The 19,065-nt window shown below is 68.3% G+C and carries 18 protein-coding genes; 13 read left to right on the top strand and 5 right to left on the bottom strand.

Annotated elements, in window-relative coordinates:
- Window positions 1–204 precede the first annotated feature (204 nt).
- Complete coding sequence (ptxR, locus tag FFS27_RS11560; RefSeq protein ID WP_021264784.1) at window positions 205–1,143, bottom strand: HTH-type transcriptional regulator PtxR; 939 nt, start codon at window positions 1,141–1,143, stop codon at window positions 205–207.
- 561 nt (window positions 1,144–1,704) lie between these two features.
- Between ptxR and ptxS the strand changes: the two genes are divergently transcribed.
- The 8 genes from ptxS (at window position 1,705) to FFS27_RS11520 (ending at window position 10,892) form a co-directional block, all read left to right on the top strand.
- Entirely contained in the window at window positions 1,705–2,727 is a 1,023-nt protein-coding gene (gene ptxS, locus FFS27_RS11555; RefSeq protein ID WP_003089268.1) for a transcriptional regulator PtxS, read from the top strand.
- Window positions 2,728–2,798: 71 nt separating this feature from the next.
- Window positions 2,799–3,581, top strand: a complete 783-nt coding sequence (locus FFS27_RS11550; RefSeq protein WP_003110742.1) for a TIM barrel protein — start codon at window positions 2,799–2,801, stop codon at window positions 3,579–3,581.
- Window positions 3,574–4,524, top strand: coding sequence for a sugar kinase (locus FFS27_RS11545; RefSeq protein ID WP_003139444.1), 951 nt, complete (start codon window positions 3,574–3,576; stop codon window positions 4,522–4,524). Before FFS27_RS11550 ends, FFS27_RS11545 begins: the two co-directional genes overlap by 8 nt.
- A 62-nt stretch (window positions 4,525–4,586) precedes the next feature.
- Window positions 4,587–5,894, top strand: coding sequence for an MFS transporter (locus FFS27_RS11540; RefSeq protein ID WP_003113740.1), 1,308 nt, complete (start codon window positions 4,587–4,589; stop codon window positions 5,892–5,894).
- An 18-nt stretch (window positions 5,895–5,912) separates the two neighbouring features.
- On the top strand, window positions 5,913–6,899 hold the full coding sequence (locus FFS27_RS11535; protein ID WP_023091796.1) for a 2-hydroxyacid dehydrogenase: 987 nt from the start codon (window positions 5,913–5,915) through the stop codon (window positions 6,897–6,899).
- A 167-nt stretch (window positions 6,900–7,066) separates the two neighbouring features.
- Window positions 7,067–7,783, top strand: coding sequence for a gluconate 2-dehydrogenase subunit 3 family protein (locus tag FFS27_RS11530; protein ID WP_021264785.1), 717 nt, complete (start codon window positions 7,067–7,069; stop codon window positions 7,781–7,783).
- A gap of 2 nt (window positions 7,784–7,785) precedes the next feature.
- Window positions 7,786–9,561, top strand: coding sequence for a GMC family oxidoreductase (locus FFS27_RS11525; RefSeq protein WP_003110747.1), 1,776 nt, complete (start codon window positions 7,786–7,788; stop codon window positions 9,559–9,561).
- An 11-nt stretch (window positions 9,562–9,572) separates the two neighbouring features.
- The gene (locus tag FFS27_RS11520; RefSeq protein ID WP_021264786.1) at window positions 9,573–10,892 is read left to right on the top strand and encodes a cytochrome c; all 1,320 of its coding nucleotides are present in this window, start codon (window positions 9,573–9,575) and stop codon (window positions 10,890–10,892) included.
- Between the two features lie 84 nt (window positions 10,893–10,976).
- Here FFS27_RS11520 and FFS27_RS11515 read toward each other — a convergent pair whose 3' ends face one another.
- On the bottom strand, window positions 10,977–11,873 hold the full coding sequence (locus tag FFS27_RS11515; protein WP_009315794.1) for a LysR family transcriptional regulator: 897 nt from the start codon (window positions 11,871–11,873) through the stop codon (window positions 10,977–10,979).
- An 86-nt stretch (window positions 11,874–11,959) separates the two neighbouring features.
- Between FFS27_RS11515 and FFS27_RS11510 the strand changes: the two genes are divergently transcribed.
- The gene (locus tag FFS27_RS11510; protein ID WP_137952017.1) at window positions 11,960–13,030 is read left to right on the top strand and encodes a CTP synthase C-terminal region-related (seleno)protein; all 1,071 of its coding nucleotides are present in this window, start codon (window positions 11,960–11,962) and stop codon (window positions 13,028–13,030) included.
- Here the strand turns inward: FFS27_RS11510 and FFS27_RS11505 are convergent.
- Window positions 12,994–14,199 carry an MFS transporter gene (locus tag FFS27_RS11505; RefSeq protein ID WP_137952016.1) on the bottom strand — a complete coding sequence of 402 codons (1,206 nt, stop codon included), beginning with the start codon at window positions 14,197–14,199 and terminating at the stop codon, window positions 12,994–12,996. The genes FFS27_RS11510 and FFS27_RS11505 overlap by 37 nt on opposite strands.
- A 146-nt stretch (window positions 14,200–14,345) precedes the next feature.
- Between FFS27_RS11505 and FFS27_RS11500 the strand changes: the two genes are divergently transcribed.
- The 3 genes from FFS27_RS11500 (at window position 14,346) to FFS27_RS11490 (ending at window position 17,278) form a co-directional block, all read left to right on the top strand.
- The gene (locus tag FFS27_RS11500) at window positions 14,346–14,936 is read left to right on the top strand and encodes a TetR/AcrR family transcriptional regulator (protein WP_019484373.1); all 591 of its coding nucleotides are present in this window, start codon (window positions 14,346–14,348) and stop codon (window positions 14,934–14,936) included.
- Between the two features lie 7 nt (window positions 14,937–14,943).
- Window positions 14,944–15,459: a GNAT family N-acetyltransferase gene (locus tag FFS27_RS11495; protein ID WP_003089295.1), complete on the top strand. Its 516-nt coding sequence runs from the start codon at window positions 14,944–14,946 to the stop codon at window positions 15,457–15,459.
- Between the two features lie 121 nt (window positions 15,460–15,580).
- Entirely contained in the window at window positions 15,581–17,278 is a 1,698-nt protein-coding gene (locus FFS27_RS11490; protein WP_003110751.1) for a peptidoglycan D,D-transpeptidase FtsI family protein, read from the top strand.
- Between the two features lie 7 nt (window positions 17,279–17,285).
- Here the strand turns inward: FFS27_RS11490 and soxR are convergent, their stop codons facing one another.
- Complete coding sequence (gene soxR, locus FFS27_RS11485) at window positions 17,286–17,756, bottom strand: redox-sensitive transcriptional activator SoxR (protein WP_003089301.1); 471 nt, start codon at window positions 17,754–17,756, stop codon at window positions 17,286–17,288.
- Between the two features lie 77 nt (window positions 17,757–17,833).
- On the opposite strand from soxR, the gene pumA reads away from it, so the two are divergent.
- Window positions 17,834–18,211, top strand: coding sequence for a monooxygenase PumA (gene pumA, locus FFS27_RS11480; RefSeq protein WP_003089304.1), 378 nt, complete (start codon window positions 17,834–17,836; stop codon window positions 18,209–18,211).
- 24 nt (window positions 18,212–18,235) lie between these two features.
- Here pumA and FFS27_RS11475 read toward each other — a convergent pair.
- Window positions 18,236–19,065, bottom strand: an 830-nt coding sequence (locus FFS27_RS11475) for an NAD(P)-dependent alcohol dehydrogenase (RefSeq protein WP_137952015.1), incomplete at its 5' end; no start/stop codon positions are given.

Genomic DNA, 19,065 nt, shown 5'->3' with positions numbered 1-19,065 from the left:
GCCTATCCGCGACGCCAGCGGCGGATAACGCCTGTGGCGTTATTCGCCCTACGCCAGTTGGAATGGCTTGCGACCGAGATGCTGCCGAAGCCCGATCCGTAGGGCGAATAACCGCTCGCGGTTATCCGCCGCCTATCCATGACGTCGGTGGCGGATAACGCCGGTGGCGTTATTCGCCCTATCCCCAGGCACGGATGCCCGGCCTCATTCGCTCTGCGCTAGGCGGAACGGCTCGCGACCGAGATGCTCGCGCAGCGACTCGATGAACGCCCTGACCCGCACCGGCATGTAGCGCGCCGAGGGGTACAGGGCATAGATGCCGCCCTGCGGCAGGTGCCAGCCAGGTAGCAGCCGGACCAGCCGCCCGCGGGCGATCTCGCGGGCCACCAGGAAGCTCGGCAGCACGCTGACGCCGGCACCGTCGAGCACCAGGCGGTACACCGCCAGGGTGTTGTTCGCCAGCAGGCGCCCTCGGGTCTGCACCGTGGCGCGCTCGCGCTGGCGTTCGAAGGTCCAGGTCCAGGGCGTGCTCAGGCGGGTATGGCCGATCCATTCGCAGCGCGCCAGGTCGTGCGGCTGGAGCACCGGCGGCAGGCCGGCGAGGTATCCCGGCGTCGCCACGGCAACCTGCTGGAAGTCGCACAGCTTGCTGGCATGCAGGCCGGAATCGCGCGGCCAGCCGATACGCACCGCGAGGTCGATGCGCTGGCCGACCAGATCGCTGAACTGGTCGTCGGCCAGCATTTCCACCTGGACCTTGGGAAACTGCCGGATGAACGCCGCGGAAACGCTGCTGATGTGCCATTTGACGAAATCCTGCGGCGCGGTGATGCGCAACCGGCCGCTGGGCTCGCCCTGCAGGTCGCGCACATCGGAGAGCGCGCCGTCCAGCTCGCCGAGCATGCGCTGGGCCACGCCGAACAGCAGTTCGCCGCGATCGGTAAGGGTCATGCGACGGGTGGTACGGGTCAGCAACTGGATCCCGAGGTCGGCCTCCAGGCGTCGCAACTGCTCGCTGAGTAGCGATTTCGACAAGCCCAGGGCCTCCGCCGCGGCGGTGAAGCTGTTGTGTTCGGCGACGGCGACGAAGGCATACAAGTGATTCAGGTTCAGATGATTCAATCGCTCCAGGGCGGCGCTCATCCTGTCATTCCTTAGCCGGGAAGTGGGTCCGGACGGGTCTTGTCGAAAAAATCCTGCTGCGACGGAACGGCGGCATTCGACAGGACCCGCAACGATCGGTGAGCGTGATGACGCGACCGGGCGGTCAGGTCGTCGTTAAAGACCGCCAGGCGCGCATAAGTTTCAGCGCGCCACCTTCGTTTTCCGATAAGTGAGAACTGCTTCAGACGGTCGGCCGGGTGCTTTCATGTCAGCGAGCCCCGCCTGATTGATCGCTTTCTACCGACAAACCACTCTTAAAGTAGTTTCTAAAGTATTGGACAAACTTCCTTTTTCTTTATGGAGATACGGCACATTCATTCCATTCGACATTAATAATTGCAAACCATCATTCGAAACGATTATTCGGTTTTCATGAACAACGTCCTGGCCTCATGCCTGGCTCGGCCCCGGTAGGCGTTTTTTCCCGTTGACGGGCATCGGCCTTCTGGTATTTTCTGAAACCGGTTTCAGCTCCTGGCATCCGCTGGCGAAGACCAGCCGGACACACCAATAAGAACAGCACCAAGAGGTACCAGGTCCGTGAATGGTTCAGTACTGCCCAGCCGTGGCCGCGTCACCATCAACCAGGTGGCCGAGGCCGCCGGCGTCTCCAAGGCCAGCGTGTCGCGCTATATCGGCGGCGACCGCCAGTTGCTCGCCGATGCCACCGCCCGGCGCATCGAGCGCGCCATCGACCAGCTCGACTACCGCCCCAACCAGATGGCCCGAGGCCTCAAGCGCGGGCGCACACGGCTGATCGGAATGCTGGTGGCGGACATCCTCAACCCCTACTCCGTGGCCGTCATGCATGGCGTGGAAACCGCCTGCCGCGAACACGGCTACAGCCTGGTGGTGTGCAATACCGACCGCGACGACGAGCAGGAACGTCATCACCTGGCCGCCCTGCAGTCCTACAACGTCGAAGGACTGATCGTGAACACCCTCGGCCACCATCCCGGCGAACTGCGCGCCCTGCACCGCGAACTGCCGATGGTGCTGGTGGACCGCCAGTTGGCCGAGCTGGATACCGACCTGGTCGGCCTGGACAACGCCGACGCCGTCGAACAGGCCCTCGACCACCTTCAACAACGCGGCTTCCGCGACATCCTGCTGGTCACCGAACCGCTCGACGGCACCAGCTCGCGGATCGAGCGGGTCCAGGCCTTCAATGCCTCCATCGGCCGGCGACCGGCGCTCAAGGGCCAGGTCCTGCAGACCGACGACTTCTTCCGCGACGGCCTGCGCGCCTTCCTTTCGGCCAGCGGCCCCGGGCCGAAGGCGCTGTTCACCTGCAACGGCGTCGCCACCCTCTGCGCCACCCGCCAACTGCGCGACCTTGGCTGCCGGCTGTTCGATGAGGTCGGCCTGCTGGCCTTGGACGAACTCGACTGGTACCCACTGGTGGGCAGCGGCATCACCGCCCTCGCCCAACCCACCGACGAAATCGGCCGCACCGCCTTCGAGCGCCTTCTGGCGCGACTCGAAGGCGACCGCGAGCCGGCGCGCCGGGTGACCTTCCCGGCGCAACTGATCGTTCGCGGCTCGACCCATCCACGCGGCTAGCGGCCTGCCGCCGGCGCGTTGCCGGCGGCTTTCGCACGGCCTGAAATGAAACCGGTTTCAGAGGATCGCCAATGTCCCTTCACCCTGTCTCCATCAGTCTTTCCAGCTACGGCGCGGACCTCGTTCGCAGTCGCGGCCAGGCCAGCTTCCTGCCCCTGCTGGGGATGGCCGGCGCGCAGCGCGTGGAACTGCGCGAGGAACTCTTCGCCGGCCCGCCGGATACCGAAGCGCTGACCGCCGCCATCCAGTTGCAGGGGCTGGAATGCGTGTTCTCCTCGCCCCTCGAGCTGTGGCGCGAAGACGGCCAGTTGAACCCCGAGCTGGAGCCGACCCTGCGCCGCGCCGAAGCCTGCGGGGCCGGCTGGCTCAAGGTCTCGCTCGGTCATCTGCCGGAACAGCCCGACCTCGCCGCCCTCGCCCGGCGCCTGGCGCGCCACGGCTTGCAGCTACTGGTGGAGAACGACCAGACGCCCCAGGGCGGCCGGATCGAGGTGCTGGAACGCTTCTTCCGCCTCGCCGAGCGCCAGCAACTGGACCTGGCGATGACCTTCGACATCGGCAACTGGCGCTGGCAGGAGCAGGCGGTGGACGATGCCGCCCTGCGCCTGGGCCGCTACGTCGGCTACGTGCACTGCAAGGCGGTGATCCGCAACCGCGACGGCAAGCTGGTCGCGGTGCCGCCGTCGGCCGCCGACCTGCAGTACTGGCAGCGCCTGCTGCAGCATTTCCCGGAAGGCGTGGCGCGGGCCATCGAATACCCGCTGCAGGGCGACGACCTGCTCAGTCTCAGCCGCCGGCACATCGCCGCCCTCGCCCGCCTCGGCCATCCCCAGGAGGAACGCCAGCATGGCTGACTTCGAGATCCTCTGCTTCGGCGAGACCATGGCCATGTTCGTCGCCGAACAGCCCGGCGAACTGGACCGCGTCGAGCAGTTCGGCAAGCGCATCGCCGGCGCCGACAGCAACGTCGCCATCGGCCTCGCCCGCCTCGGCTTCGCGGTGGCCTGGCTGAGCCGGGTCGGCGACGACTCGCTCGGCCGTTTCGTACTCGACAGCCTGACCCGCGAGGGTCTCGACTGCCGCTTCGTCGAGGTCGACGCGCAAGCGCCCACCGGGTTCCAGATGAAGTCCCGCGAGGTCGATGGTGCCGACCCGCGGGTCGAGTACTTCCGCCGCGGCTCGGCGGCCAGCCGGCTGGGCCTCGCCCATATCCGCGAAGAAATGCTCGGCGCCCGCCACCTGCACGCCACCGGCATTCCGCCGGCACTCTCGGCGAGTGCCTGCGAACTGTCCCACGAACTGATGCGGCGCATGCGCGGCAAGGGCGCCAGCCTGTCCTTCGACCCCAACCTGCGACCCTCGCTGTGGCCCAGCGAGCGCCGCATGATCGCCGAGATCAACGCCCTCGCCGCGCATGCCCACTGGGTCCTGCCGGGCCTGGAGGAAGGCCGCCTGCTCAGCGGCTGGCAGGAACCCGCGGATATCGCCGCGTTCTACCTGGACATGGGTGTCGACGCGGTGGCGATCAAGCTCGGCCCGAGCGGCGCCTACTATCGCGATGCCCACGGCGAAGGACTGGTCCCCGGCGTGCCGGTGGCGACCGTGGTGGACACCGTGGGCGCCGGCGACGGCTTCGCGGTCGGGGTGGTCAGCGCGCTGCTGGAAGGTCTGCCGCTGCCCGACGCGGTGGCGCGCGGCAACTGGATCGGCAGCCGCGCGGTACAGGTCCGCGGCGACATGGAGGGGCTGCCGAAACGCAGCCAACTGCTCGACCGCGAGCACCGCAAGAGCGCCTGAACCCGCCGCCCACGCGGCACCTGTTGCGACAAGAACAAGACAAGCTCAGGAGATACCCGACCATGACCATGCCTCGCCTCGCCAGCAGCCGCTGGTGGTACATCATGCCGATCGTTTTCGTCACCTACAGCCTGGCCTACCTGGACCGCGCCAACTACGGCTTCGCCGCCGCCTCCGGGATGGCCGACGACCTGCGGATCACCCCCGGGCTGTCCTCGCTGCTGGGCGCGCTGTTCTTCCTCGGTTACTTCTTCTTCCAGGTGCCGGGGGCGATCTACGCGGAAAAGCGCAGCGTCAAGAAGCTGATCTTCGTCAGCCTGATCCTCTGGGGCGGGCTGGCCACCCTGACCGGGATGGTCGCCAACGTCTACCTGCTGATCGGCATCCGCTTCCTCCTCGGCGTGGTCGAGGCGGCGGTGATGCCAGCGATGCTGGTCTACCTCTGCCACTGGTTCACCCGCGCCGAGCGCTCGCGGGCGAACACCTTCCTGATCCTCGGCAACCCGGTGACCATCCTCTGGATGTCGGTGGTCTCCGGCTACCTGGTGGAGCATTTCAGCTGGCGCTGGATGTTCATCATCGAAGGCCTGCCGGCGGTGATCTGGGCCTTCATCTGGTGGCGCCTGGTGGATGACCGCCCGCGCCAGGCCGCCTGGCTGAGCGGCTCGGAAAAACGCGACCTGGAAGACGCCCTGGCCGCCGAGCAGCAGGGCATCAAGCCAGTGAAGAACTACCGCGAGGCGTTCCGTTCGCCAAAGGTCATCGTCCTCTCGCTGCAGTATTTCTGTTGGAGCATCGGCGTCTACGGCTTCGTCCTCTGGCTGCCGTCGATCCTCAAGCACGGCGCCAACATCGACATCATCGAAGCCGGCTGGCTGTCGGCGCTGCCCTACCTGGCGGCGGTGATCGCCATGCTCGGAGTGTCCTGGGCCTCGGACCGGTTGCAGAAACGCAAGCGTTTCGTCTGGCCACCGCTGCTCATCGCGTCCATCGCCTTCTACGGTTCCTACGCCCTCGGCAGCGAGCACTTCTGGCTGTCCTACGCCCTGCTGGTGCTGGCCGGGGCCTGCATGTACGCGCCCTACGGACCGTTCTTCGCCATCGTCCCGGAAGTCCTCCCGGCCAACGTCGCCGGCGGCGCCATGGCGCTGATCAACAGCATGGGCGCGCTGGGCTCGTTCTCCGGCTCCTGGCTGGTCGGCTACCTGAACGGCATCACCGGCGGGCCCGGGGCTTCCTATCTGTTCATGAGCGGAGCGCTGCTGCTGTCGGTGCTGCTCACCGTGTTCCTCAACCCGCACGCCGACAAGCGCGAGCCCGATGCCGCTCGCGCGCACGCCTCGCGGCGGGCGGCGCCGGCCCACCCCTGACCGACTCCGGAGCATCCGATGAAGAAAGTGGTTCTCTACAAACGTCTCTCCGCGCCCCTGATGGAACGCCTGCGCGAACGGGTCGAGGTGCTCCTGGTCGAGGAGCCCGGCCGCGACGGCCTGGCCCGCCTGCGCGACGCCCTGCCCGAGGCCCACGGCCTGCTCGGCGCCAGCCTGCGCCTGGACGCCGGACTGCTCGACCTGGCACCGCGACTGGAAGCCATCGCCAGCGTCTCGGTGGGCGTCGACAACTATGACATCGACTACCTCGACCGCCGCGGCATCCTCCTCAGCAATACCCCCGACGTGCTCACCGAGACCACCGCCGACACCGGCTTCGCGCTGATCCTGGCGACAGCCCGGCGGGTAGTGGAACTGGCCGGCTGGGTGCGCGCCGGGGAATGGAAGAAGAGCGTCGGCGCCGCCCAGTTCGGTACCGACGTGCATGGCAAGACCCTCGGTATCGTCGGCATGGGCCGCATCGGCGAGGCCCTGGCCCGGCGCGGGCACCACGGCTTCGGCATGCGCGTGCTGTACCACAGCCATAGCCCGAAGCCCCACGTCGAAGAACGCTACGCAGCGAGCTACCGCTCCCTCGACGCGCTGCTCGAGGAATCCGACTTCGTCTGCCTGACCCTGCCGCTGACCGCCGCCACCGAAGGCCTGATCGGTGCCGCGCAGTTCGCCCGGATGCGCCCGCAGGCGATCTTCATCAACATCTCCCGTGGCCGGGTGATCGACGAGGCGGCCCTGATCGAGGCCCTGGCCCAGCGGCGGATCCGCGCCGCCGGCCTCGACGTGTTCGAGCGCGAGCCGCTGTCTCCCGACTCGCCGCTGCTGCGCCTGCCGAACGTGGTGGCCACCCCGCACATCGGCTCGGCCACCGAGGAAACCCGCGAAGCCATGGCCCGCTGCGCGGTAGACAACCTGCTGGCCGCCCTCGCCGGCGAGCGGCCGCTGAACCTGGTCAATCCTTCGGCCTGGGCGCGACGGCGAGGCGCCTGAAGGCCGCGCCGGGCCGACGCCCGACGCGCCGTTCTGCTTCACTTGCCGGTATTGGCCTGCCTGAATCCTTGCTGAAACGTTTTTTCAACGTGACACATGAACTTATAATTAGCCTGCTAATCATTATCAGAAAGACGAAACCGTGATGATCCAGAGAGGACCCCACCATGCCCGATGACAAGGCCGTCAACGGCCGCCGCGACTTCCTGCGCAAGACCCTGACCGTGATTCCGGCGGTGACCCTGGCCGGCTATGGCGTCGGCCATGCCATGCAGACGCCCGCCGCCGAGCAGGACAAACCCCGCGAACGCTACCAGCCTCGCTTCTTCACCAACACCGAATGGGCTTTCGTCAACGCCGCGGTGGCGCGACTGATCCCCAGCGACGACAACGGCCCCGGCGCCATCGAGGCCGGGGTGCCGGAGTTCATCGACCGACAGATGGAAACCCCCTACGGGCACGGCGCACTCTGGTACATGCAGGGGCCGTTCGTCACCGACGCCGCGCCGGAGTTCGGCCATCAGTTGAAGCTGGTGCCACGCGACATCTACCGGGTCGGCATCGCCGCCCTGGAACGCTGGAGCAAGGCCAACCAGGGCAAGCCGTTCGCCGAGCTGGAGCCGTCGGCGCAGGACGACATCCTGCAACGCCTGGAAGCCGGCCAGATCGACCTGCAGGACCTGCCGGCCAAGCTGCTCTTCGGCCAGTTGCTGCAAAACACCCACGAAGGCTTCTTCTCCGATCCGCAGCACGGCGGCAATCGCGGCCTGGTGGGCTGGAAGCTGGTCGGTTTCCCCGGCGCCCGCGCCGACTTCATGGACTGGGTCGACCGCGGCGAGAAGTATCCCTTCCCGCCGGTGGCGATTTCCGGCGAGAGGGGCTGAACATGGCGACGACACTCAAACCGGTGGACGCGGTGGTGGTCGGCTTCGGCTGGACCGGAGCGATCCTGGCCAAGGAGCTGACCGAGGCCGGGCTCAACGTGGTGGCGCTGGAGCGCGGCGAGAACCGCGATACCTATCCCGACGGCGCCTACCCGAACACCCTCGACGAGCTGACCTACAACACCCGCGGCAAGCTGTTCCAGAATCTCTCCAAGAGCACCGTGAGCATCCGCCACGGGATCAACGACACCGCGCTGCCCTACCGCCAGCTCTCCGCCTTCCTTCCCGGCGACGGCGTCGGTGGCGCCGGCCTGCACTGGTCCGGCGTGCATTTCCGGATCATGCCCGAGGAACTGCGCCTGCGCAGCCATTACGAGGAACGCTACGGCAAGAAATTCATCCCCGAAGGCATGACCATCCAGGACTACGGGGTCAGCTACGAAGAGCTGGAGCCGCACTTCGATTTCGCCGAGAAGGTCTTCGGCACCTCCGGCACCGCGCATACGGTCAAGGGCCAGGTGGTCGGCAAGGGCAATCCGTTCGCCGCCGACCGCTCGGACGACTTCCCGCTGCCGGCACTGCGCCAGGTGTACTCCGCGCAACTGTTCCGCAAGGCCGCCGAGGAACTCGGCCTGCACCCCTACGACCTGCCGGCGGCCAACGCTTCGGGGCCCTGGACCAACCCCTACGGGGTGCAGATGGGGCCGTGCAACTTCTGCGGCTTCTGCAGCGGCTACGCCTGCTACATGTATTCCAAGGCCTCGCCGAACCTGAACATCCTGCCGGCGCTGCGCCAGACCCCGCTGTTCGAACTGCGCGCCAACTGCAACGTGCTCAAGGTCAACCTCGACAGCGACGGCAGGCAGGCCACCGGCGTGACCTACGTCGACGCCCAGGGGCGCGAGATCGTGCAGCCGGCGAAGCTGGTGATCATCAGCGCCTTCCAGTTCCACAACGTGCGCCTGCTGCTGCTCTCCGGCATCGGCAAGCCCTACGACCCGCGCACCGGCGAGGGCGTGGTGGGGAAGAACTTCGCCTACCAGAACATGGCCACCATCAAGGCGTTCTTCGACAAGGACGTGCATACCAACCCCTTCGTCGGCACCGGCGGCGGCGGCGTGGCGGTGGACGACTTCAACGCCGACAACTTCGACCACGGACCGCTGGGCTTCGTCGGCGGCTCGCCGATGTGGGTCAACCAGGCCGGCTCCAAGCCGATCGGCGGCCTCGCCGTGCCGCCCGGCACGCCGAGCTGGGGCAGCGGCTGGAAACAGGCGGTCAAGGACGCCTACACGCACACCGTGTCGATGGACGCCCACGGCAGCAACATGACCTACCGCGACAACTACCTCGACCTCGACCCGACCTACAAGGACGCCTACGGCCAGCCGCTGCTGCGCATGACCTTCGACTGGAAGGACAACGAGATCCGCATGAGCCGCTACGTCACCGAACACATGCGCAAGATCGCCGAGGCGATGAACCCGAAGGCCATCTCGGTGAGCGTCAAGAACTTCGGCGACCACTTCAATACACGGGTCTACCAGACCACCCACCTGCTCGGCGGGGCGATCATGGGCAGCGATCCGAAGACCAGCGTGCTCAACCGCTACCTGCAGAGCTGGGACGTGCACAATGTCTTCGTCATGGGCGCCTCGGCCTTCCCCCAGGGCACCGGCTACAACCCCACTGGGCTGGTGGCGGCGCTGGCCTACTGGTCGGCCAAGGCGATCCGCGAGCAATACCTGAAGAACCCCGGTCCGCTGGTGCAGGCATGAGGAGCGCAACGATGAAACCGACAGCCTTCCTCGCCCTCTCCGCCCTCGCCTGCGGCATCGCCCAGGCCGCCGAAGCGCCGGACCCGGCCCTGGTCAGGCAGGGCGAATACCTGGCCCGCGCCGGCGATTGCGTGGCCTGCCACACCGCCAGGGACGGCAAGCCGTTCGCCGGGGGCCTGCCGATGGAAACGCCGATCGGCGCGGTGTACTCGACCAACATCACCCCGGACCGCAAGACCGGCATCGGCGACTACAGCTTCGAGGACTTCGACCGTGCCGTGCGCCACGGCGTGGCCAGATCCGGCGACACGCTCTACCCGGCGATGCCCTACCCGTCCTACGCGCGAGTCAGCGAAGCGGACATGCGCGCCCTCTACGCCTACTTCATGCATGGCGTGGAGCCGGTGGAGCAGCCCAACAAGGCCAGCGACATCCCCTGGCCGCTGTCGATGCGCTGGCCGCTGGCATTCTGGCGCTGGACCTTCGCTCCCGAGGTGAAGGACTTCCAGGCCGCCGCCGGGCAGGACCCGGTGCTGGCGCGCGGCGCCTACCTGGTCGAAGGCCTCGGCCACTGTGGCGCCTGCCATACCCCGCGTGGGCTGGGCATGCAGGAGAAGGCCCTGGCGGCGAGCGATGGCGCGGCCTACCTGTCCGGCAGCGCGCCGCTGGAGAACTGGATCGCCAAGAGCCTGCGCGGCGACCACCGGACCGGACTGGGCAGTTGGAGCGAAGCCGACCTGGTCAGCTTCCTGCGCACCGGCCGCAGCGAGCGCAGCGCGGTGTTCGGCGGCATGTCCGACGTGGTGGTGCACAGCATGCAGTACATGACCGACGCCGACCTCACCGCCATCGCCCGCTACCTCAAGTCGCTGCCGCCGGCGGACCCCGCCGACCAGCCGCACGTCTACGACGAGGGCGTGGCCCAGGCACTGTTCCACGGCGACGACAGCAAGACCGGCGCGGCGCTCTACGTCGACAACTGCGGGGCCTGCCACCGCACCGACGGCAAGGGCTATGCGCGGGTCTTCCCGGCCCTGGCCGGCAACCCGGTGGTGACCGGCAGCGACCCGACCTCCCTGGTGCACATCGTGCTCAAGGGCGGCACCCTGCCGGCCACCCACCAGGCACCGTCGAGCTTCACCATGCCGCCGTTCGGCTGGCGGATGAACGACCAGGAGATCGCCGACGTGGTCAACTTCATCCGCACCAGTTGGGGCAACCAGGCGCCAAGCGTCAGCGTCGACGAGGTCAAGCGCCTGCGCAAGGACACCGGCGCGGCGGCGGTGGGCGACATTCCGCCGCCGGGACCGGCCGCGGCGGATCGCGGCTGAGCGTCAGGCCTCTGGCGAAACGCCATTCCAGCCCCTCTCCCGCTCGCGGGAGAGGGTTGCCATACCAGGCACGGCCCTCCCCCTTCACTCATCGCCCAAGCGCACATGCCGCCCCAACTCGTCGAACAACGCGACCACCGAGCGCAACGCCCGGCAGTCCGGACGGGTCAGCAGCCACAGGGCGCTGGCGCAGCCCTCGAGGTCGGCGTCCAGTACCCGCAGGCCGTCGCCGTCGCGCAGCAGGTAGGCGGGGATCGCCGCCAGGCCGAGGCCGGCGCGGGCCATCTCGGCTACCGCCAGCACACCGTTGCAGCGGTAGGCCGGCAGCACCCCGGGATAGTGTCGACGACGCCAGACCACGCTCGGGTGGTCGGGAAGGAAATCGTCCGGGGCGATCCAGTGCAGCATGGCGGGCTCCGCCGCGTCGCGGCCCTCCAGGTAGCGCTCGCTGGCGCAGAGCACGTAGCGCACCTCGCCGAGGTTGCGCCCGACCAGGTGTTCCGGCGGCGTGCGGGTCATGCGCAGGGCGATGTCGGCGTCGCGCCGGCTGAGGTTGGCGAAGTCGTTGGAGGTCGCCAGCTCCAGTTGCAGGGCCGGATAGCCAGGCATGAAGCGCGCCAGCGCCGGCAGCAGCAGGCCATGCAGGACAGCGTCGGAGCAGGTCAGGCGCACGGTACCGCTGAGCACCTCGCGCTCCAGTTCGAGGCCGATGCGCGCCGCCTCCAGCGCCTGCTCCGCCAGTTCCGCCTGCTGCGCCAGGCGGCGGGCGGTCTGGTTCGCCAGGTAGCCGCTGCGGCTCTTGTCGAACAACGCCTTGCCGAGGTTCTTCTCCAGCCGGCGGATGGCCCGGAAGACCGTCGACACATCGACCCTGAGCAACTCCGCAGCCCGCGCCAGGCTACCGCCGCGAACCAGGGCGAGGACCAGGGCAAGATCGGCATGGTCCAGGCGATATTGCAGCGGTGCATTCATCTTTTGCATTGGCGCCGATATCGAGTGCGGAAACGCAACTATAGAGTGAGCGCCAGGGCCCGCCAACCGGCGTGGCGAAACTGGAGCGAAAACGGATGTCCCCCCCTCCCGCGGCGCCGCTGCGCATTGCCCTGGTCGGCGACCACGACCCGCACATCACCGCCCACCGGGCGATTCCCCTAGCCCTGCGCCTGGCCGGCGAGGCACTCGGCCTGGAGATCGCATTCGACTGGCTGGCCAGCGACCGCCTGCCCGCCGAGCCGGCGCTGGAGCGCTATGACGGGTTCTGGTGCGTGCCGGGCAGCCCCTATCGCGACGCCGACGCGGTGCTGCGCCTGATCGCCCATGCCCGGGGCCGGCGCCGGCCGTTCCTCGGTACCTGCGCCGGCTTCCAGCACACGATCCTCGAGTTCGCCCGCAACGCCCTCGGCTGGCAGGCGGCGACCCATGGCGAGGAGCATCCGCACAGCGACCAGGCGGTGATCGCCGCCCTGCCCTGCGCCCTGCTCGAAGCCCGCGAGGAAGTCCGCCTGCTGCGCGGCTCGCGCCTGGCCCTGGCGTATGCCGCCGACTGGATCGAGGCGGACTACCATTGCCGCTACGCAATCGCCCCGCGCTTCGCCGCGGAACTTACCGGCGGCGCACTGCGGGCCAGCGCCTGGAGCGCCGACGGAGCGATCCGCGCGGTGGAGCTGGAACAGCATCCGTTCTTCGTCGCCACCCTGTTCCAACCCGAGCGGGCAGCCCTGGCCGGCGTCCTGCCGCCACTGCCGAAGGCATTCGTCGAGGCGTGCCGGACGCAGCGCCGCGACCGCCCCCGGCGCGGCCCGACACCTTATTACGCAGTGATCTTCAGCTCCCATCGCAGCGCCGTCGACGACGGCTACGCCGAAGCGGCCGAGCGCATGCTGGAACTGGCCAGCCGCCAGCCGGGCTATCTCGGCGTGGAGTCGGTCCGCAGCGCCGACGGTTTCGGCATCACCGTCTCCTACTGGGACAGCGAGGCGGCGATCCGTGCCTGGAGCCGCCACGCGGAGCACCGCGACGCCCAGGCGCGCGGCCGGCGCGACTGGTACGCCGGTTTCAGCGCGCGGATCGCCCGGGTCGAACGCGAATACGCCTTCCCGGCTCAGCCGGCCACCGCGCAGTCTCCCGCCTCGGCCTGAGCCAGCACCCGGAAGCAGGCCAGAGCCAGCAGCCAGGCCAGCCAGCCGGCGCCGACCGCGACGAGGAAACCGCTGGCGGCGCCGTAGCCCTCCACCACCCAGCCGGCCAGCGCCGAGCCCAGGGCCATGCCGATGCCCAGCCCGGTGATGGCCCAGGTCAGGCCTTCGGTGAGGCGCGCCGGGTCCACCGCGCGCTCGACCAGGCCCATGGCCAGGATCATCGTCGGCGCCACGCTGAAGCCGGCCACCAGCACGGTCAGAGCAAGCGCGAGGATGCTCTCCACCCCTAGCAGCGGCATCAGGCTCAGGGCCATCAGCGTAACCATGCTGAGCAATTGCCGGGAAAGCGCCAGGCGCCAGCGCAGCAGCCCGAACAGCAATCCCGCGAGGCATGAGCCGACGGCATAGACCGACAACACCAGGCTTGCCGCAGCCTTGTTGCCGTGCGCCTCGGCGAAGGCCACGCTGACCACTTCCACCGCGCCGAAGATCACCCCGATGGCGGCCAGCACCAGCGCCAGCACGCGTACCGCCGGATAGGCCAGCGCGCTGCCGGCGCGGTGCCGCGGATGGGCATGCAGCGGCGGTTCGGTGCCGCGTTGCAGACTGAACAGGCTCACCCCGGCGACCAGGAACAGCGTCGCCAGCAGCGGCCCCGCCTCGGCGAACCAGCCGACGCTGAGGCTCACCGCCAGCACCGGCCCGATGATGTAGCACACCTCGTCCATCACCGATTCGAAGGAAAACGCCGTGTGCAGCTTCGGCGAGCCCCGGTACAGCTCGGTCCAGCGCGCCCGTACCATGGCCGGCATGCTCGGCATCGCCCCGGCGAGCAAGGCGAACAGGTAGAGCCAGGCATTCGGCGCTCGATAGTGCGTACACAGCAACAGCGCGCTCATCGCCAGGGCGCTGGCCAGCGCGGCCGGGAGCAGCACCCGGCCCTGGCCGAAGCGGTCCACCAGGCGCGATACCTGCGGCGCGAGCAAGGCATTGCAGAACACGAAGGTGGCCGCCACGGTACCGGCCAGCCAGTAGTCGGCATGCACCTGGGAAAGCATGGTGACGATGCCCAGGCCGGTCATCGACAGGGGCATCCGCGCCAGCAGGCCGGCGGCTGAAAAGCCCTTGGCGCCGGGCGCGGCGAACAGTTCGAGATAGGGGTTGCTCATGGAAAGCCTCGGCTGGCCGGCTCCAGCGGAACCGGCGACGACGGGAGAAGACGAAATTCACATACGCTGCGTATGTCAAAAATCATGGAGACATACGCAGCGTATGTCAATTATCCTGAAGCCCCTTCGCCACCCGGAGACCTCGCATGGCCCGCAAGCCTCGCGCCGAGATGATCGAGGAAACCCGCGCCAAGCTGATCGAAGCCGCGCGCCGAGCGTTCGCCGACAACGGCTACGCCGGCGCCTCGATGGACGAACTGACCGCCAGCGCCGGCCTCACCCGCGGCGCGCTGTATCACCACTTCGGCGACAAGAAAGGCCTGCTGGCCGCGGTGGTGCAGCAGATCGACGACGAGATGAACCTTCGCCTCGGCGCCATCCTGGCTGCCGGTGAGGACCTCTGGAGCGGCTTCCGTGCCTACAACCGCGCCTACCTGGAAATGGCCCTGGAAGCGGAAATCCAGCGCATCGTCCTGCGCGATGCCCCGGCCATCCTCGGCAGCCCCAGCAGCGAGGCCAGCCAACTGCGCTGCCTAAGCTCGATGACCGGGCAACTGCGCGAACTGATGGACAGCGGGCGGGTCCGCCGCACCGACGCCGAGGCCCTGGCTTGGCTGCTCAACGGCGCGCTGGTGGACGCCGCCCTGCGTATCGCCAACGCCGAACACCCGCCGGAGAGCCTGGCCAGGGCCTGCCAGGCCCTGGACGTGCTGCTCGACGGCCTGCTCATGGAGTGAAAAGCCAATGGACTACCGCATCAGAACCAGCCGCGACGAGGACGCCGCGCTGCTCCCGGCCATCGAGCGCTCAGCCGGGGAAAGCTTCCGCCTGCTGCCCGAGCTGGCCTGGATCGCCGACGCCGGGGTCGCCGGGGTGGACTTCCATCGCCGCCTGATCGAGCGCGGCAGCCACTGGCTGGCGGAAGACGCCGATGGCCAGCCGGTCGGTTTCCTCGCCGCCGAACGCTGCGCCGACGAGCTGCACATCGCCGAGTTGTCCATCGCCCAGGCCCACCAGCAACAGGGCCTGGGCCGCCGCCTGCTGGAGCGCGCGGTGACCTACGCCCACGCCAGCCACTGCCGGGCGCTGACCCTGACGACCTTCTGCGACGTGCCCTGGAACGCGCCGTTCTACGCACGCCTGGGCTTCCAGCGGCTGACCTGGCAGGAAGCCGGCGAGCGCCTGCGCGCGATCCTCGGCCACGAGCAGGAGATCGGCTTCGCCGCCGACAGCCGCTGCGCGATGCGCCTGGTGCTCTAGACGGCGGCAAAGGGCTTGACCGGCGGGTGGCGGGTGACGGTACAGTTGCCAACTGCAACAGGATGTTTCAGCACTGCCCCGGACGGGCTTCCGCTCTCCCTCTTCCCCAGTGTGCCCTTGCATGAGCAGTCAACGCCGAAACTACCGCTTCATCCTTGTCGTCACCCTGTTCGTCCTCGCCTCCCTGGCCGTCTCCGGACGGTTGGTCTATCTCCAGGTCCACGACCACGAATTCCTCGCCGACCAGGGCGACCTCCGCTCGATCCGCGACCTGCCGATCCCGGTCACCCGCGGCATGATCACCGACCGCAACGGCGAGCCGCTGGCGGTATCCACCGAAGTCGCGTCGATCTGGTGCAACCCCAGGGAAATGGCCGCCCACCTCGACGAGGTGCCACGCCTGGCCGGCGCCCTGCACCGCCCCGCGGCGCCGCTGCTGGCCCAGCTCCAGGCCAACCCGAACAAGCGCTTCCTCTACCTCGAGCGCGGCCTGTCGCCGATCGAGGCCAGCGAGGTGATGGCCCTGGGCATAACGGGGGTACACCAGATCAAGGAATACAAGCGTTTCTACCCCAGTTCCGAGCTGACCGCGCAGTTGATCGGCCTGGTCAACATCGACGGCCGCGGCCAGGAAGGCACCGAACTGGGCTTCAACGACTGGCTGAGCGGCAAGGACGGAGTACGCGAGGTGGCGATCAACCCGCGCGGCTCGCTGGTCAACAGCATCAAGGTGCTGAAGACGCCCAAGGCCAGCCAGGACGTGGCCCTGAGCATCGACCTGCGACTACAGTTCATCGCCTACAAGGCGCTGGAAAAGGCCGTGCTCAAGTTCGGCGCGCACTCCGGCTCGGCGGTCCTGGTGAACCCGAAGAGCGGGCAGATCCTGGCGATGGCCAACTTCCCCTCCTACAACCCGAACAACCGCGCCAGCTTCGCCCCGGCCTTCATGCGCAACCGCACCCTCACCGATACCTTCGAGCCGGGCTCGGTGATCAAGCCGTTCAGCATGTCGGCGGCGCTGGCCTCCGGCAAGTTCGACGAGAACAGCCAAGTCAGCGTGGCTCCGGGCTGGATGACCATCGACGGGCACACCATCCACGACGTCGCCCGGCGCGACGTACTGACCATGACCGGAGTGCTGATCAACTCCTCGAACATCGGCATGAGCAAGGTCGCCCTGCAGATCGGACCCAAGCCGATCCTCGAACAGCTCGGCCGGGTCGGTTTCGGCGCGCCGCTGTCGCTGGGCTTCCCCGGCGAGAACCCGGGCTACCTGCCGTTCCACGAGAAATGGTCGAACATCGCCACCGCCAGCATGTCGTTCGGCTACAGCCTGGCGGTGAACACCGCCGAGCTGGCCCAGGCCTACTCGGTGTTCGCCAACGACGGCAAGCTGGTGCCGCTCAGCCTGCTCCGCGACAACCCGCAGAACCAGGTGCGCCAGGCGATGGACCCGCAGATCGCACGGCGCATCCGGGCGATGCTGCAAACCGTGGTGGAAGACCCGAAGGGCGTGGTCCGCGCCCGCGTGCCGGGCTACCACGTGGCGGGCAAGAGCGGCACCGCGCGCAAGGCCTCGGGCCGGGGCTACGCGGACAAGTCCTACCGTTCGCTGTTCGTCGGCATGGCGCCGGCGTCCGACCCGCAACTGGTGCTGGCGGTGATGATCGATTCGCCGACCAGGATCGGCTACTTCGGCGGCCTGGTCTCGGCGCCCACCTTCAGCGACATCATGGCCGGATCGCTACGCGCCCTGGCGATCCCGCCGGACAACCTGCAGGACAGCCCAGCCGTCGCCGACCGCCAGCACCACGGCTGACCGCTGCCTAGCCGTCGTGCTCGCGGCCCTCGGCGTCCAGCCAGTGCGCTCCCGGCCCCTCGGCGGAAAGCTGGTCGCCGGGGTTGCGCAACGGGCAGGCCTGGAGCGACAGGCAGCCGCAACCGATGCAGCCGTCCAGTTGGTCGCGCAACAGCAGCAGCTTGTCGATGCGCTCGGTGAGATCCTCCTTCCACTGCGCCGACAGGCGCGCCCAGTCCGCCGCGCTAGGGCTGCGCCCGGCCGGCAGGGTCTGCAGGGCGCGAGCGATCTCCGCGAGGGGAATGCCGACCCGCTGTGCGACCTTGATCACCACCACCCGGCGTAGCGTCTCGCGACTGAAGCGCCGCTGGTTGCCGGCGTTGCGCTGGCTGCTGATCAGCCCCTTGGTTTCGTAGAAATGCAGGGCGGAGACCGCCACGCCGGCACGCCTGGCCAGTTCGCCGACGCTCAGTTCGCGGGATGCGCAGGAATTCTTCATGATTGGCTTGACCTCAAGTTTGCTTGAGGTTTTACCCTGGGCCGGCCCTCGACACAAGTCACCCGGAGTAACCCGCCATGCTCATCCCCTCCTCCTACTGCTGCACCGACGACCAGTGCCCGGCCGCTAGCGAGCGGTCGCCGTGCTACGCGCAACTCATCGATATCGAGGTGGAACCCGCCAGCCAGTTGTCGCTGGCGCTGGAACAGAACGCGCACCTGCAACGCCTGGAACGCTGCTTCAGGAACTGCCCGGGCTACCTGTCCGCCAGCCTGCACCCCAGCGAGGACGGCCAGCACGTGCTGAACTACACCTGCTGGCGTTCACGCGAGGACTGCGAACGCGCCTGGCAGGCCCGGGAGGACGCGCAAGGCCCGCTGAGCGCGGGCGTCTGGCGGCTGGGGGCGAAAAGCGTGCGTTTCGAGACCTTCCTGGTCGACGCCGAGGGCTGCTGAGCCCGCCGGCGCCGACGGCCCGTCTCAGAAGGACTTCGGCAGGGAGGCCATGTCGATCACGAAGCGATACTTCACGTCGCTGGCCAGCATCCGCTCGTAGGCCTGGTTGATCTGCTGGATCTCGATCATCTCGATGTCGCAGGCGATCCCGTGGGCCGCGCAGAAATCCAGCATTTCCTGGGTCTCGGCGATGCCGCCGATGGCCGAGCCGGCGATCGAGCGGCGTCCCATCACCAGTTGCGCACCGTGCACCGCCGGCTCCAGCGGCTCGAGCAGGCCGACCAGTACGAGGGTGCCGTCGCGCTTGAGGGTCGCCAGGTAGGGATTGAGGTCGTGCTGGTGCGGCACGGTGTCCAGGATCAGGTCGAAGCGCCCGGCGACGGCAGCCATCCGCTGTGGGTCGGTGGAAAGGATCACCTGGTCGGCGCCGAGCCGCCGCGCTTCCTCCTCCTTGCCCGGCGAGCGGGTGAACAGGGCCACCTCGGCACCGAGCGCCCTGGCGAACTTCAGGCCCATGTGACCGAGGCCGCCCAGGCCGACCACCGCCACCCGGCTACCGGGGCCGATCTTCCAGTGACGCAGTGGCGAGTAGGACGTGATCCCGGCGCACAGCAGCGGCGCCGCCGCCTTCGGGTCGAGCCCCTGGGGAATGCGCAGGACGAACCTGGAGGAGACCACGATGCGCTCCGAGTAGCCGCCGAAGGTCGGCAGGCCGTCGTGGCGGTCGCGGCCGTTGTAGGTCAGGGTCGGGTATTCCGCGCAATACTGCTCCAGGCCCTCGGAGCAGGCGGCGCAGTGCCGGCAGGAGTCGACAATGCAGCCGACGCCGACCAGTGCGCCGACCGCGAAACCGC

This window comes from Pseudomonas sp. 2VD, from assembly GCF_005503585.1.
Taxonomy (GTDB): Bacteria; Pseudomonadota; Gammaproteobacteria; order Pseudomonadales; family Pseudomonadaceae; genus Pseudomonas; species Pseudomonas aeruginosa.
Note: the sequence above shows the minus strand (reverse complement) of the source record. Positions and strands in the feature narration are given on the sequence as shown.